Source organism: Bacillus sp. Nf3, from assembly GCF_003028545.1.
Taxonomy (GTDB): domain Bacteria; phylum Bacillota; class Bacilli; order Bacillales; family Bacillaceae; genus Bacillus; species Bacillus safensis.
Genome location: NZ_PYUA01000001.1, coordinates 376,093 through 391,540, shown reverse-complemented (window position 1 = coordinate 391,540; position 15,448 = coordinate 376,093). Strand labels below are relative to the sequence as shown.

Here is a 15,448-nt window from a genome sequence, read left to right as displayed (position 1 = left end):
CTTGATTAGTACACTCTTCCAATTTCATTCACTGCTTTTTCTAAGCTTTTATCATATGCCTGAACCACTTTTTGGTTTGTTTCAAATGCTCGGTAGGCTGTTGTCATATCTGTATATGATTTCGTCACATCGACGTTCGACAGCTCCGATACGCCTTGGCTTAACGTATAGGACATTTGACCGTTATTGACTGCACTTGGAAGGGGCTGATTATCAGCTGTACGGTATAAATCATTTCCTTCACGCGCTAGGTTTCTTGTATCCATCGCAACTCGTACATCGATTTGACCAAGATTTTGGCCATTTTCAGTGACAGTACCATCTGCATTCACTTTGAAATTCTCACTCTGAACCGTAATCGGCTGGCCGGTCACGGAAAGAAGAGCACGTCCATTAATGGTCAACTGATTTTGTGCGTTCAATGTAATGGAGCTGCTTTTTGTATAACGAACGCCTTCTGGTGTGTTGACCGCATAAAATAGCGCTGATTTCTGATTGGTCTCCGGATTGATCGGCACATTATTTTCAACTAGTGCTACGTCTGTTGTTTGATCTGTTGTTTTTAAAGTTCCCTGTGTAAATTGAGGGATTAATTCCTGCATATATGTCCCAGTATTGATTCCACCAATCGGCGATTGCAGTGGAACACTAAAGCCTTTGCCTGAGGATGTTTGGAAACGTCCTGATTCCATTCGGCTCAGCAGCATTTCTGGAAATGCACGCATTGCCCCTTCATCTGCTTTATAACCTGGCGTATTCGCATTTGCGATATTATTTGAAAGCATTTCTGTCCGCCGCTCTTGAGCAATCATGGCAGATGTTGCGGTGTATAGTCCTTTTAACACGTGCTCACCTCATTCAAATTCTTTCACATGACCTAAACACAATCTTCTATGAAATATATCGGCTAATTAGCAGGGTTCTTTAATAAAAATCCCCCATTCTTTCTAAAAAGAATGAGGGAAATCATTAGCTGAGTTTACGCTTTGGCAGCTTGTCCATATTATCAAGCATCACGCCAGTACCAACTGCTACACAGTCCATTGGATTTTCAGCAACGAAAACCGGTACTTTCAGCTCTTCTGCAAGCAATTGATCAAGCCCATTTAGAAGAGCTCCGCCACCTGTAATGATGACGCCGCGATCGATAATATCAGCTGATAATTCAGGCGGTGTTCTCTCAAGAACTTGTTTCGCAGCCTGAACAATCGCAGATACAGATTCACGCAATGCTTCTTCTACTTCTTTGCTTGTGACGGTAATCGTTCTTGGTAATCCTGTCACCATGTCTCGTCCACGAATTGAAATCTCTTCGTGACGTGCGTCTGGGAATACCGTTGCAACTTGGATCTTAATATCCTCAGCCGTGCGCTCACCGATCAACAGCTTGTACTCTTTTTTAATGTAGTTTAGAATTTCCAGATCAAATTTGTCTCCAGCCATTTTAATAGAAGAGGCGGTTACAATGTCACCCATTGAGATGACAGCGATATCTGTCGTTCCGCCTCCAATATCTACGACCATGTTTCCACTTGGCTGAAAAATATCCATACCAGCACCAATGGCTGCTACTTTTGGCTCTTCTTCAAGAAATACATGCTTACCACCGCTTTTTTCAGCAGCTTCTTTGATCGCCTTCTGCTCAACAGATGTAATGTTTGTCGGGCAGCAGATGAGCATACGCGGCTTAGAGAATAGCCCTTTCACATTTAATTTGTTAATAAAATGCTTGAGCATCGCTTCAGTTACTTCAAAATCAGCAATTACGCCATCTTTTAATGGACGAATCGCAACAATATTCCCAGGCGTACGTCCAACCATACGTCTAGCCTCTTCTCCAACAGCCAAAACTTTCCCGCTGTTTTTGTCAAGAGCTACCACAGATGGTTCATTTAACACAATTCCTTTTCCTTTGACATGAATCAGTACATTGGCAGTACCAAGATCAATTCCAATATCCCTAGCAAACATCTATATATATCCTCCTTGAAAATCTGTTTCCATAGCAAATACCACATTCTGCCCTAATTATATATTCTATCATAATTTGCAGAAAAAAAGATATTTCTTTACAAAAGTCTTTACAAAATTTGTGGTTAGAAACTACCGATATGAGGAAGATATATATATCATGTTTATGAACAAAGAACTAAGCTTACTGTTTCACAGGCTCGCCTTCTAAAATTTCTTCTTTTTTATACTTTAACTTGGTGGCTTCTCCTCCTCGCAAGTGGCGGATTGATTTATGATAATCCAGTATCTCCTTCACTTCATTAGCCAGATCTGGATTAATTTCTGGCAGCCTTTCTGTTAGATCCTTGTGTACAGTACTTTTAGAGACTCCAAATTCTTTCGCAATAACACGAACGGTTTTCTTTGTCTCCACGATATACTTTCCTATCTTGATTGTTCGCTCTTTGATGTAATCGTGCACACCACTCGACCTCCCTAAAATGGATGTGAGAAGTGTGAAATGAGATCCGTATGAAGATTATCCATTTTCAGCGGCGCTTGTTCGTCGTAATTTCTCATCCAATAGGTAGTAAATGCCAAACACGATCCCTCACCTCAAACACTCTCTTTGTCAGGTTTGTAACAGTGTATTAGCATTGAATAGGGAATATGCTAAAAATGAAGATGGGACAAGGGATTTATCAGAAAAGGCAAAACAAAAAATCATTTCGGGGCGCGAAAATTTTCACTTTACAAGAAAGGATTCAGCACGTAAAATAGAAAAGGTGAATTTATTTACCTAGCTAAATATTTAAAAAAGGTGAGCATATGGATACGTTAAATAGAGAGTGTTTACATCAAATACATCAAGGCGCACGACTGCTGTCTAAAAAGGCGAACGAAGCGCTTGCTGCTTATGACTTGTACATGTCCCAGTGGACTGTGCTTTTTTGTTTGGATACATTCGGCCCGAAAACCCAAAAAGATATCTGGACATATTTGAACGTCGAAGCACCGACGATCACCAGAACCGTCACCCGTTTAGAAGCAAACGGCTGGGTGAAACGTGTACAAGGAAAAGACAAACGTGAGAATCTGATCGTGATGACAGATGATGCAAAAGCCCGATTTGAAGAAATCAAACGCACGATGGAACAATTTGAAGAAGAATGTCTTTCAGATTTTACCTACGAAGAAAAACAACTCCTCCATACACTTTTACACAAATTATCAACTGAATAGGAAGTGACATACATCATGAACGAACGTATTTGGACAAAAGACTTTATTATGATTGTCCTGGTGAATTTATTTACGTTCACCTCTTTTTATGCCCTTTTGACATTACTGCCCATTTACACAATGGATGAACTAAATGGAACAGAATCACAGGGCGGCCTCCTTGTGACGGTCTTCTTATTGTCTGCAATTGTGACAAGACCTTTCTCGGGCGCCATTATTGAGAAATTCGGCAAAAAACAGATGGCGATTTTCTCTTCTACGGCCTTTGCCTTACTCACTTATTTATACATCCCGATTGATCAATTCCAAACGCTTCTTATACTGCGTTTCGTACAAGGGATCTTTTTTAGTATTTTGACGACAGTAGCCAGTGCCATTGCGGCTGATATGATCCCGAAACATAAACGCGGGGAAGGACTCGGATACTTTGTGATGTCCATGAACCTCGCTGTTGTCATCGGTCCATTTATCGCACTGAATCAAGTAGGAAAAATAGGATTTCATTCCTTATTTCTTCTCTTTTCCATTATCGTAACGATCGGAGCCGCTTTTACGATGCTGATTAGACAGCCAGAGCCGGAAAACGGAGGAAGCATCGTCTTCCGCTTCACGTTTTCTCACCTGTTTGAAAAAGGCGCATTAAAAACAGCGGCCGTCGGCATCATTATTTCCTTCTGTTATTCGCCGATTATTTCATTTATTTCAGTTTATGCAAATTCACTCCATTTGATGGGTGCAAGCAGTTATTTCTTTATTGTGTTTGCGGCTGCAATGCTTGGATCACGTCCATTTACAGGCAGACTTTTTGACCGAGTTGGAGCTCACGTTGTGATCTATCCTTCGATTGCTCTTTTTGCCATTGGTTTATGGATGCTGACAGCGACACATTCAGCCACAATGCTTCTTCTATCAGGCGCTGTGATTGGGCTTGGCTACGGATCACTCGTGCCATGTTTACAAACACTTGCGATTCAGCACTCACCAGCCCACCGTACAGGATATGCGACGGCCACTTTCTTCACCCTGTATGATACGGGCATTGCTGCTGGCTCATTTGTCTTTGGACTCCTTGTCAGCTTCACAGACTTTTCAAATGTGTACCTCATTGCGGGTATTGTGGTCTTACTGAGTATGGGCGTTTTTTATTGGAGCGAACGAAAACCCCAGGAAGCAAAAGCACAAAAGGTCTCCCTTTCAGAATAAAAGGATACTATTTTAAACTTCACCGGAAACATGCTAAAATATAGGATATTTCAAATAGAGCATACAGGCTTTTTTGAAAAATAGTTGGTATTAAGCGAAAGTATAGGTGATGTTTTGAATTACGAATTGTTTAAAGTCATACACGGGATGGCTCACCATTCTGAGTTTTTAGATCAGGCCATGATTTTCATTACAAAAAAGGCCATACTTGTGTATGCCCTTGTCTTATTGATTTGCTGGTTTTTAGGGAATCATAAATTTAAGAAGCATGTCTTCTTTTCCGGTGTAACAGGCATTGCAGCACTTATCGTCAACTTTGCCATTACATTGTTTCATTATGAAGAGCGGCCGTTTGTGGCGCATAAAGTCGACACACTCATCCCGCACTCAGCAGACGCTTCCTTCCCAAGTGACCATACAACAGGTGCACTGGCTCTTTCATTAGCCATTCGATCCCGTAATAAAAAGCTCGGCAACATCTTGCTCGTCTTTGGATTACTCACAGGATTCTCCCGCATCTGGGTTGGTCACCATTATCCATTTGATGTTTTAGGCAGCTTAGTCGTATCGATTGTGGTTGTCTTTATCATGAATAAATTATGGAAGTTCTTTGACTCACCTATTGATCGTATCGTGACATTTTACGAGACAATTGTGGGGAAAATTTTCAGAAGGAAGACAAAGGATCAGGGCTCAGACCTGTCCAATTCTTAAGCGGTTTTGCGATAACGTGATGAAGATTCTTCTCTCACTTATCGTGCCGCTTTTTTTATTGGCTGTCTCCCTCTAACCATACTTGAAAAATAAAGACTGACACCAATGCCAATAAGAGAAATGATGATAAGCGTCCAGCCTAATTGCGCAAAATGAGAACCAGCAATTTCATCCCCAAAGAGCATGCCAAGCACAGCAGATGACAGAATGGAACCAAGGTAGCGGCATGTTTGAAAAAGTCCAGAGGACGTGCCAATCATTTGCTGAGGACTTGCTTTGAGCATCGCAGCTTGAAGCGCAACATTCCCAATTCCATAACTGAGTCCAAGCAGCGCTAGAACCAATCCTTTCCCCCATAATGGCGCAGGAATAAAAAAGAAAGTCATTGCAGACGCTCCAGCCAGCATCAATACTGCACTCGCTAAAACTGGATGGCGTTCATCCCCGCGATCTACCCACTTTCCTGTCAGAGGCGACACAATAATGCTCACCCCTGACATACACAGCATAAAAAGACCCGTCATCTCCACACGCCAGCCTAACTCATCTTGAAAATAACTGGGCAAACCAAAAAAGAGACAATAGAAAAAGATATTTAAGATGATAAATTGCACATACACAAGTGACAGCCGCTGCTCTTCTCTGAACATCCGAATTTGAATAAACGGTTCATCCACCTGATACTCCCACCAAATAAAAGCGCCTGCACTCAGGAGACAAAGAATGCCTTGAACATATTGAATGCCATCACCGAGTGATAATAAAAATGAAAGCAGGAGAACAATGCAGACAGTAAAAAGAAGCATCCCTGGCAAATCGAGTGTTCGCACGGTTTCGCCTATGCGCAGCTTTCTCTTCTTCTGCTCCTTCGGAAACAAAAATAGACCGAGAAAGAAACTGATCAAAATAAACGGCAGATTCACTAAAAAGATAGCCGGCCAGCCGCCAATGGTCATTAGAAATCCGCCAAGCGTCGGCCCAAGTGCCGTCATCGCTGAAGCAAAAATGGATAATACCGCTAACGCAGAAGCCTGTCTTTCTTGAATATGATCCCGAATGAGTCCGACCCCAGAGGGATAAATGGCACTGCTTCCAATCGCCTGTAACAGACGGATCACAATCAGCACCGCAAACGTTGGGGCAAACGGCGCACAAATGGCAGAGACTGCGACAAGAACGAGACCGAATAAAAATAAGGTTCTCCGGCTCATGACATGATCCCCAATCCGGCCGCTCACCGGCTGCGTCACTGCACTAGCTAAATAAAAAGAAGAAATAAGCCAAGATACTGTCGTAAACGACAAACCAAATTCATGCTGAATTTGATGCAAGGCCAAAGAAATCATTGATGAATTCAGTGGATTCAACATCGTTCCAAAGGCAATAGCGGTTAAAAAAACTTTTCGATTGTCTTTCCACTTGTGCATACACTACTCCTCTTTCTGGCATGTTCTTTGCCCATCCTCCCGTTATTATGAGATTCAATTCCCTTTTTTACCCTTATCAAATCGAGTTCTCTCTCAGGAAATGAAGACATACATTTTAAAAAGGGAGAGCGTTGGAAAAACACATATAAAATTGAGAATATGAGGAAGGGATGGTAATATTCATTTCATATTTAAAAGCCTACTTTCTCCTTACAGGGAGAACGGCTGAAAAGGAGGAGAAGCTTATTATTAAAAAAAGACGGTTTTGGGTCCCAGCCCTTTTCTCGGTTGCAGTATTACTTCTGTCTTCGTGTGGTTCAAACGAAACAAATGGGAACGGAGATAAACGTAATTCTACAGCGAAAGGGTCGCCAATTTTGGAGGATGGAAAATTTATTTTTGCAGCATCAGGTGAATTTCATCCGTTTAGTTACATGGATGGAAATCAGATGTCTGGCTTCGATATCGACGTAGGCAATGCGATTAGTGACAAACTAGGCCTCGAGCCTATACAGAAAAAATATAAATTCGCAGGCATTGTCGAAGGTGTGAAAGCAGGTAAATTTGATGCGGCAGTTGCAAGTCATACCATCAATGAGGAACGAAAAAAACACGTCCTTTTTTCTAAGCCCTATTACTACTCTGGTCCGCAAATTTTCACAAGACTTGGAGCAGACATTCAACATGCTGATGACTTAAAAAACAAAGAAATTGCTGTATCAAAAGGATCGTCCTACGCTGATATTGCAAAGGAACATAGCGGGAAAGAACCAAAATATTATGATAGTGATGTCGTCGCCTTAGAAGCACTAGCCAACGGAAAACACGATGCAGTCGTGACAGATTTCGCCACAGGTGCAGAAGCGATGAAGAAAAAATTGAAAATCACAGCGCAGGAAAGACTCGGACAAAGCGAGCAGGCAATTGCTGTATCAAAAGAAAATAAACAGCTCATAGAAGAGATCAACGATGCGATTGATGCATTAAAAAAAGACGGAACATTAAAACAAATTAGCGAAAAGTACTTTGATGAAGACATCACGGTCAAACAAGATTAAAACCACGATTGTGCGCCTTTTTATAGGCGCACTTTCTTCAAATGGAGATGATTGTTTTGCCTACCTTAGCACACTTTTTTCAGACACTCATTGATTCTAGAGGCATTTTCTTAGAAGGAATGCTGATCACCTTACAGCTCACGGTGATCAGCATCTTCATCGGTATGTTCATCGGGCTCTTCTTTGCTTTATTGAAAATATCCCGTGTAGCCATTTTCAGTTATATCGCCAATGGTTATATCTTTCTTGTACGAGGAACACCACTTGTTGTTCAAATTTTCATCCTATATTTCGGTCTCACCGAATTGAATATACCCGACTTCTGGGCTGCTTCCATTGCGCTCGCCTTTCATAATGGCGCCTATATCGCAGAAATATTTAGAGGCGCCATCCAATCCATCGATCAGGGGCAAAAAGAGGCAGGACGCTCTCTTGGCATGGGTCGTTTTTTAACCATGAGGCGGATCATTCTCCCACAAGCGATGCGGCGCGCCCTACCCCCTCTTGGCAACCAGTTCATTATCGGTTTAAAAGATTCATCACTCGCCGCCTTTATTAGTGTGAATGAACTATTTAACGTTGCCACCACGCAAGGCTCCAACAGCTTTGATAATATGACGTATTTACTTGTTGTAGCCGTCTATTACTTAGTTCTTGTCCTGCTGTTAACATTCGCTGTCCAAACCTTTGAGAAGAAATTATCAGCCAGTGACCAATAGGAGGAGTAGCATGACAGAATCAAAGGAAATCATTCGTGTTGAAAAACTCAATAAATACTTTGGAGAGCTTCATGTTTTAAAAGATATCGATCTCACCGTATATGAAAATGATGTGGTCGTCTTAATTGGAGCAAGCGGTTCTGGAAAAAGCACCCTGCTCCGCTGTATGAACTTTTTAGAAATAAAAAATGACGGAGATATCATCATCGATGGCAGCCCTGTTCATCCAAATCGCGATCAATTGAACGAAATGAGACAAAAAATAGGAATGGTGTTTCAGCATTTTAACCTTTTTCCGCACAAAACTGTTCTTGAAAATATCATTGAAGCACCTATTATGGTGAAAAAAACAAAGAAAGCGCAAGCCATCGCCGAAGCCAGCACCTTGTTAGAAAAAGTCGGACTTGCGGATAAAGCCAACGTATATCCTTCTAAACTATCAGGCGGTCAAAAACAGCGTGTAGCCATCGCCAGATCTCTGGCTATGAAGCCTGATGTCATGTTATTTGACGAACCTACGTCTGCCCTAGATCCAGAGCTTGTAGGCGAGGTACTGCAAACGATGAAAAGCCTCGCAAAAGAAGGCATGACCATGGTCATTGTCACACATGAAATGGGTTTTGCGAAAGAAGTTGCTGATCGTGTCGTCTACATGCACGAGGGCCGCATCGTCGAAGAAGGCGTCCCTTCGGAATTGTTTGATTCTCCTAGGGAGAAACGTACAAAACTGTTTCTCAGCTCCATTTTATAGGTCAAACGCCCTTCATTTTTAGTGCTCAACTGACGTTTTTGCTCATTTTTTACGAACTTTTCATCCATTTATATTGAACTTAACCAAAAAACCATGTCAGATAAACTTACATGTATATGTTATATATGACTTTTCTCTCTATAATGAAGAATTAAGAAAACAATAATTCTGAATGATTCGGGGGAATGCAGCATGCAAATGGGTGATACAGTATTTATGTTCTTCTGCGCACTACTCGTGTGGTTAATGACACCGGGTTTAGCTTTATTCTACGGAGGACTCGTGAGAAGTAAAAACGTGTTAAGCACAACCATGCACAGCTTAACGTCACTAGCGATCGTTTCAATCGTATGGATCGTATTCGGTTATTCCTTAGCTTTTGCACCAGGCAATGCATGGATCGGAGGATTAGACTGGGTTGGCCTGAAAGGCGTAGGCTTTGAGCCCGGTTCCTATAGCGAGACCATTCCACATTCATTGTTCATGATGTTCCAAATGACCTTTGCCGTTTTAACAACAGCCATCATCTCAGGTGCCTTTGCTGAAAGGATTCGCTACTCAGCAGTCGTTGTATTTACACTCCTTTGGGTCACATTTGTATACGCTCCAGTCGCACACTGGGTATGGGGCGGCGGTTGGATTGGCGAGATGGGTGCGCTTGACTTCGCAGGCGGAAACGTGGTTCACATCTCATCCGGTGTTGCAGGTCTTGTCGTTGCGATTGTGCTCGGGAAGCGTAAAGACGCAGCAAGCTCTTCTCCGCATAACTTGATCTACACCCTTCTCGGCGGAGCTGTCATCTGGTTTGGCTGGTTTGGTTTTAACGTGGGTAGTGCTCTCACATTAGACAGCGTGGCCATGTTTGCCTTTATTAACACCAATACAGCCGCTGCTGCAGGAATCATCGGCTGGCTGTTAGTAGAGTGGATGATCAACAAAAAACCAACCATGCTCGGCGCGATCTCTGGAGCCATCGCAGGTCTTGTCGCCATTACACCTGCCGCAGGCTTTGTTACACCGTTTGCTTCTATTATAATAGGATTCATTGGCGGGATCGTCTGTTTCTGGGGCGTCTTTTCTCTCAAAGCCAAATTTGGCTATGATGACGCACTAGACGCATTCGGCCTTCACGGAATTGGCGGTACTTGGGGAGGAATTGCAACAGGACTTTTCGCCACAACTTCTGTCAATGACGGTGGAGCCAATGGCTTATTTTACGGAGATCCCAGCTTACTTTGGAAGCAAGTGGTCGCGATTGTTGCCACGTACGCTTTTGTTGCCGTTGTGACATACGTGATCATCAAGTTGGTCAATGTCTTCTTCAAAATTCGTGCAACCGAAGAAGAAGAATCCGTGGGTCTTGATTTAACCATGCACGGTGAAAAAGCTTATCAAGATTAAAGAAAAAGGGGTGTCTCTATGAGCAAAATGTATAAAGTGGAGATTGTCACACGTCCAGCTAATTTTGAAACATTAAAGGTGGAGCTTGGAAAGATTGGTGTCACCTCGATTACCTTTTCAAATGTACACGGCTGTGGCTTACAAAAGGGACATACAGAGCTATACCGCGGTGTCAAAAGAGAAAGCAACGTGTACGAACGATTAAAGATCGAAATCGTCCTAAGCAAAGTACCTGTCGAACAGGTGGTTGAAACAGCTCAAAAGGTACTTCGTACAGGCGAACCAGGGGATGGGAAAATTTTTATATATGAGATAGCGAATACAATCAACATTCGGACAGGTGAAGAAGGACCTGCCGCCCTATAGTTCATCCTCCGCCGAGTGGCGGAGGATCTTTTTAAGCAGAAAAAAACCTCTGCATATTTTTATATACACAGAGGACCTTGTAAGACATTAAGATTGTTTTGTTTCTTCTGACTGACTGCTGTCTTTAGAGGAACCAGAAGACTTTTCTTGATCAGAGGATTTCCCCTTCTCATCAGACTTTTCTTCCGATTTTTCTCCAGCTGGCTCTTTGGCTTTATCTTCAGCAGCAGGTTCCTTCGTTTTTTCCTCAGTCTTTGGCTGAGCAGGTTCTTTTGCTTGTTCCGTCACTTCTTGCGCTGCTTTTTCAATCGTAGAAACAGGCTTGTCAATGAAGCTAAGCGGATTAAGCGCTAAACCTTCCATACGAATTTCAAAATGCACATGGTTGCCGCTTTCAGCGCCATATAGGTTTTTACCAGAAGCACCAATGACATCATTCTGCTTCACTTCATCGCCTTCTTTGACACTCACTTGTGACAACGATTGATAGACAGTTGATAATCCATCTTCATGTTCAATTTCAACGACATGACCAAGAACTGGATCTTTTTTCGCTTGAACCACTGTTCCACTAAGAGCAGCTGTGACATCAAACACTTTGCCATCTTTATCTGCAAGATCAATACCTTTGCTCAAGGTATAGGTGTTATTATAGTTTACAAGTGCTGCTTCTTTTTCTTTTTGGTCAGCATCTGCTTCATAGAACTTTTTCACGACAGAAACATTATCAGAATTCTGGACCGGCATTGCGACATTTTCAATTGGCTTTCCAACTTCAACAGCATCATCGCGCTGTTCTTGCCCTGTTTGATTTCCATCAGATAGTTGGTCTTTCACATCTTTTGATACAGCTTGATACCAAAGAACGGCTGTTAACACGACCGCTGCGCTGACCAAGTAAATAGCAGGGAATACCCAGCGCTTACGGAAAAATTGCTGAACTTTTGTGATTTTGGAAGTACGTTTCTTTTCTTCCTCTCTCATTTTTCATCACCTCAGCAACATTCTGAACACTTTTCAAAAAATATATACACACGAAATCATTTTTCTTTTTATTTTGCGCAATCGCATTAATAATATGTATGATAAATGAAAAAAAGATGGGGGACTTAATTGTGAAAACTTTCAACCGCATTGCAACAGAAGATGACCTCAAAGCGATCGTTGATATCTACAATTCAACCATTGCTTCAAGAGAAGTGACCGCTGATACAGAACCAGTTTCTGTTGAGGACCGCCGACAATGGTTTTTGAATCATTCCGAAAAAAGACCTCTCTATGTGAAAACAGATGAGGATGGAATTATCTACGGCTGGCTGAGCTTTGAAACATTTTACGGTAGACCTGCATACAACGGGACCGTTGAAATGAGTATCTATTTAAACCAAGACTATCGTGGAAAAGGCTTAGGCTCACTTTTCTTACAAGAAGCCATTGAGTTAGCACCGTCATTAGGCATTCGAACGTTACTTGCCTTTATTTTCGGGCACAACGAAGCCAGCATTCGACTATTTAAAAAGCACGGCTTTGAGACATGGGGCCACCTGCCACGCATCGCAGAAATGGACGGCAGCAGATACGATTTAGATATCCTAGGAAAAGAATTATAAAACGAGCGTCTCCCTGACAAAGAGACGCTTTTTTATGACGCATGTAACAGCTGTTCAAACTGTTTCGCATTTTGAAGAGATTTTCTTTGCAGAATGATACCATGTTCATCAATGAGAATCGCTTGTGGAACAACCGTTACCCCATACAGCTCCATAATTTGTGAAGAACGAGTATACACAGCCTGAGCCGGAAGCAATTCAAGAATCGGCGTATCATCCGCCTGCTCATCTCCATTAATAATAATGAATTGAGTATCATCGCCAGCGATTTGCTGCTGCAGATCTGCCAAAATACTTTTGCACGTCATACAAGTAGAATTCACAAATAACAGCATCACAGCACTCTCTCTTTGAAAATATTCCTTCAAAATGACCTTCTCCCCTAAATGGGAATAGCTTCGAAATAACGGTGCAGGATCCCCCACATCTGCTTCCTTTAATTCAATTCCATCAAGGGTTTTAATTTTATTCATAAATTTTCCGATAAAACGGGCGAGCAAAAATATCACAGCCAGCTGAGCAATGACAATGAATAACACAATAATCAATAGAATATCTGTCATTTCACATCGTCTCCTTCTATAAATAATTCAAATTGATTGATCCATTTTCTTTGAAACATTAAGACTTCTTGACCCACCGCTATCATGAAAGAGACAGCCACGGCAATGAGAAAACAAATGATGTTATATTGCCATGGAATGGTTTCTGCATAGGAATGCACATAAAACAATCCGATCACAAGAGCCAGCATCGACACATTGCGAATCACAATTCCCCAGTGAAGGCGTTCATTATCAAGCAGTCCACCACAGCCGCAAGAAATATCACGATGTCCTCTCAATAAATTGAAGGTCACTGCTCCAGTATAAATACATAAAAGTGCTGTAAGACCAATCGCAGGTAAAAGAGTCATGTGCCATATGAACAGATAACCAGTACAAACCAATTCAGCAGTTAAAAACAAATAAAACATGGGTGCCGTGAAAGAAGGAGGCAGCAGCTGATAAGCATCCATCTGCTGCATATGTGCCGTCTGTTTTTTCACTTTATCAAACCATGCACCCGCAAAAATGATCCCTAGTAAATAGACACCTATATAATAAAAGACACTCACCTTACGCCATCTCCTTTTGTTGAAATAATTGAGATTGTGCCTCGTAAAGCCTTTTGTACTCTCCGTTCAACACCATCAGTTCATTATGGTTCCCCTCTTCAACGAAAGCACCATCTTTCATTACGATTATACGGTCTGCTAAACGAGCCGCTCCCATTCGATGTGTGATAAACAAGACACCCTGATCCTGCGTGTGATCGAATAGCTTTCGAATGAGTGAAATTTCCGATAGTGGATCAAGAGCAGAAGTCGGTTCATCTAAAATGATAAAATCACTCTCTCTAAAGAAGGTTCTAGCCATCGCGAGCTTTTGCCATTGTCCGCCAGACAGTTCATGGCCTTCTTCAAAAAAACGGCCAAGCTGTGCATCATACATTTCTTCCATTTGATGAATTCTTTTCTCTATGCCTGCTTGCCGTGCAGCTGAGATCATCCGCTCTTCCTCGTCCATATGATCAATACGGCCAAACCCGATGTTTTCTTTCACAGTGAACTCGTACTTCATAAAATCTTGAAAAAGAACAGCCATTCTCGCATGGTATGACTTTTTATGAATAGTAGAAATAGACTCACCGTTGACTTTTTGCATATTCGGCTGATCTGGATCATATAAACCGGTCAAACATTTGATCAAGGTGGTTTTACCTGAGCCGTTATCCCCCACCAATGCAATACGTTCACCTTTATTGATATGAAAATGTATATGTTCAATGGCAGGTGTTTTCATATTCGGATAAGTAAATGAGAGATTTTCAAGTGTAATGGACTGAATAGACTCGATCTTCCGAAGCGATGCCCCTTCTTCTGTCTGCTCATGAATTTCTTCTTCTCTCTTTTGAAAAGCTCTCATTTCATCAACATAAAGACTTGTTTCATATAAACTAGAACATTCTCTTGTTAAGTCCTGAAAACCACTTTGGATGTTTTGCACCGCTTGCAGCACAGCGACAAATGTCCCGGCAGCTAATTTTTTTTGAAATATAAGAAAGACAATAAAAAGACCGCAGCATACATAGGAAAATGTCATAAGCAACCCGCCCGCCATCTCCCAGCGAACTTGCCGCTTAAGCAGTTTATATTTTTCATCTGCACTTTTTACATAATGACCTTTCCATTTCTGAAGAAGATAATCCCCGATTCCATATAAACGGATTTCCTTCAATGAATCTCGTTGCGCGACAAGATCGGACACATACATTTCTCTGCGGTCATTGGCAGTTAACATGCGGTTTAATTGATAACGCGCTCCTCCAAAGAAAAGCTCAATCCATAAGACAGGCAGGGTAAACACGATCAGAATAACCGCCAAGCCCCAATGGATACCGATCATATAGATAAGAAGTGATACAACAGTAATCAATGCGCTCATGATTGTAAAGATACTTCTAACCATACTCAGAACATGCTGATGACTGTTCATCACACGTTGACTTTCATTGTAAAAAGACGGGTGTTCAAATGTAATAAACGGCAGCCTGATCGCCTTTTGAAGCAATTCACCCTTCAAATGCAGACCAATCAAATTTGTCGCTTTCTGCTGGCTAAGCTGAAGAACGAATTGAAGCCCATATCCTAAAACCACAATGACCATTTGCAGTCCAAATAACCACAAAACCTTTTGAATGTCTCCTGAAGACGTCATGAATAAAATAATTTCATTAATCAAAGTTTGAATAATCCAGACACTAGCCAAAGGCATAAAACCAACGATCACTTGGATCAATAAGGTAAGAAGAAGATAAGATCGACTTCTTTTCCAAGTATAGGAGATTGCATATAGACAATGGTTCACTGTACTCATCAAACGCTCCACCTTACACCATTTAGTATAATTGACATATTTTTGATATTTGTATTATGATAGCTTTGCGTAACTTCACTCTGAGA

Annotated in this window: 17 protein-coding genes; 9 read left to right on the top strand and 8 right to left on the bottom strand. The window is 41.7% G+C overall.

Annotated features, from left to right (window positions below):
- Positions 1 to 5: 5 nt before the first annotated feature.
- The 3 genes from C9414_RS01985 to spoIIID form a co-directional block, all read right to left on the bottom strand.
- On the bottom strand, positions 6 to 845 hold the full coding sequence (locus C9414_RS01985; protein ID WP_039182029.1) for a flagellar hook-basal body protein: 840 nt from the start codon (positions 843 to 845) through the stop codon (positions 6 to 8).
- Between the two features lie 124 nt (positions 846 to 969).
- Positions 970 to 1,971, bottom strand: a complete 1,002-nt coding sequence (gene mbl / locus C9414_RS01980; RefSeq protein WP_007497573.1) for a cell shape-determining protein Mbl — start codon at positions 1,969 to 1,971, stop codon at positions 970 to 972.
- Positions 1,972 to 2,155: 184 nt separating this feature from the next.
- On the bottom strand, positions 2,156 to 2,434 hold the full coding sequence (spoIIID, locus tag C9414_RS01975; protein ID WP_008343327.1) for a sporulation transcriptional regulator SpoIIID: 279 nt from the start codon (positions 2,432 to 2,434) through the stop codon (positions 2,156 to 2,158).
- Between the two features lie 347 nt (positions 2,435 to 2,781).
- Here spoIIID and C9414_RS01970 point away from each other — a divergent pair, with 347 nt between their 5' ends.
- The 3 genes from C9414_RS01970 (at position 2,782) to C9414_RS01960 (ending at position 5,112) form a co-directional block, all read left to right on the top strand.
- Positions 2,782 to 3,195, top strand: coding sequence for a MarR family winged helix-turn-helix transcriptional regulator (locus C9414_RS01970; protein WP_024423697.1), 414 nt, complete (start codon positions 2,782 to 2,784; stop codon positions 3,193 to 3,195).
- A gap of 15 nt (positions 3,196 to 3,210) precedes the next feature.
- The gene (locus C9414_RS01965; protein WP_039182032.1) at positions 3,211 to 4,398 is read left to right on the top strand and encodes an MFS transporter; all 1,188 of its coding nucleotides are present in this window, start codon (positions 3,211 to 3,213) and stop codon (positions 4,396 to 4,398) included.
- Between the two features lie 114 nt (positions 4,399 to 4,512).
- Positions 4,513 to 5,112, top strand: coding sequence for an undecaprenyl-diphosphatase (locus C9414_RS01960; protein WP_024423699.1), 600 nt, complete (start codon positions 4,513 to 4,515; stop codon positions 5,110 to 5,112).
- 38 nt (positions 5,113 to 5,150) lie between these two features.
- Here C9414_RS01960 and C9414_RS01955 read toward each other — a convergent pair whose 3' ends face one another.
- Positions 5,151 to 6,539: an MFS transporter gene (locus C9414_RS01955; RefSeq protein WP_107162952.1), complete on the bottom strand. Its 1,389-nt coding sequence runs from the start codon at positions 6,537 to 6,539 to the stop codon at positions 5,151 to 5,153.
- Between the two features lie 170 nt (positions 6,540 to 6,709).
- Between C9414_RS01955 and C9414_RS01950 the strand changes: the two genes are divergently transcribed.
- The 5 genes from C9414_RS01950 to C9414_RS01930 all read left to right on the top strand — a co-directional run bounded on the left by C9414_RS01950 (position 6,710) and on the right by C9414_RS01930 (position 10,834).
- Entirely contained in the window at positions 6,710 to 7,597 is an 888-nt protein-coding gene (locus C9414_RS01950; RefSeq protein ID WP_047202530.1) for a transporter substrate-binding domain-containing protein, read from the top strand.
- A 41-nt stretch (positions 7,598 to 7,638) separates the two neighbouring features.
- Positions 7,639 to 8,316 carry an amino acid ABC transporter permease gene (locus C9414_RS01945; RefSeq protein ID WP_107162951.1) on the top strand — a complete coding sequence of 226 codons (678 nt, stop codon included), beginning with the start codon at positions 7,639 to 7,641 and terminating at the stop codon, positions 8,314 to 8,316.
- Positions 8,317 to 8,326: 10 nt separating this feature from the next.
- Positions 8,327 to 9,067: an amino acid ABC transporter ATP-binding protein gene (locus C9414_RS01940; RefSeq protein WP_107162950.1), complete on the top strand. Its 741-nt coding sequence runs from the start codon at positions 8,327 to 8,329 to the stop codon at positions 9,065 to 9,067.
- A 192-nt stretch (positions 9,068 to 9,259) separates the two neighbouring features.
- Entirely contained in the window at positions 9,260 to 10,468 is a 1,209-nt protein-coding gene (locus tag C9414_RS01935) for an ammonium transporter (protein WP_039182048.1), read from the top strand.
- Between the two features lie 18 nt (positions 10,469 to 10,486).
- Positions 10,487 to 10,834, top strand: coding sequence for a P-II family nitrogen regulator (locus C9414_RS01930; protein WP_039182051.1), 348 nt, complete (start codon positions 10,487 to 10,489; stop codon positions 10,832 to 10,834).
- 87 nt (positions 10,835 to 10,921) lie between these two features.
- Here the strand turns inward: C9414_RS01930 and spoIIQ are convergent, their stop codons facing one another.
- Entirely contained in the window at positions 10,922 to 11,818 is an 897-nt protein-coding gene (gene spoIIQ, locus C9414_RS01925; RefSeq protein WP_047202533.1) for a stage II sporulation protein SpoIIQ, read from the bottom strand.
- Between the two features lie 116 nt (positions 11,819 to 11,934).
- Between spoIIQ and C9414_RS01920 the strand changes: the two genes are divergently transcribed.
- Positions 11,935 to 12,444, top strand: coding sequence for a GNAT family N-acetyltransferase (locus tag C9414_RS01920; RefSeq protein ID WP_047202534.1), 510 nt, complete (start codon positions 11,935 to 11,937; stop codon positions 12,442 to 12,444).
- Between the two features lie 32 nt (positions 12,445 to 12,476).
- Here C9414_RS01920 and C9414_RS01915 read toward each other — a convergent pair whose 3' ends face one another.
- Genes C9414_RS01915 through C9414_RS01905 form a run of 3 tightly spaced genes read right to left on the bottom strand, consistent with a single transcriptional unit; the run spans position 12,477 to position 15,362 of the window.
- A complete protein-coding gene (locus tag C9414_RS01915) occupies positions 12,477 to 13,007 on the bottom strand; it encodes a TlpA family protein disulfide reductase (RefSeq protein WP_107162949.1) in 531 nt (176 codons plus the stop codon).
- Positions 13,004 to 13,561, bottom strand: a complete 558-nt coding sequence (locus tag C9414_RS01910; RefSeq protein WP_047202536.1) for a MauE/DoxX family redox-associated membrane protein — start codon at positions 13,559 to 13,561, stop codon at positions 13,004 to 13,006. Before C9414_RS01910 ends, C9414_RS01915 begins: the two co-directional genes overlap by 4 nt.
- A gap of 1 nt (position 13,562) precedes the next feature.
- Positions 13,563 to 15,362: an ABC transporter ATP-binding protein gene (locus C9414_RS01905; RefSeq protein WP_107162948.1), complete on the bottom strand. Its 1,800-nt coding sequence runs from the start codon at positions 15,360 to 15,362 to the stop codon at positions 13,563 to 13,565.
- Positions 15,363 to 15,448: the final 86 nt, after the last annotated feature.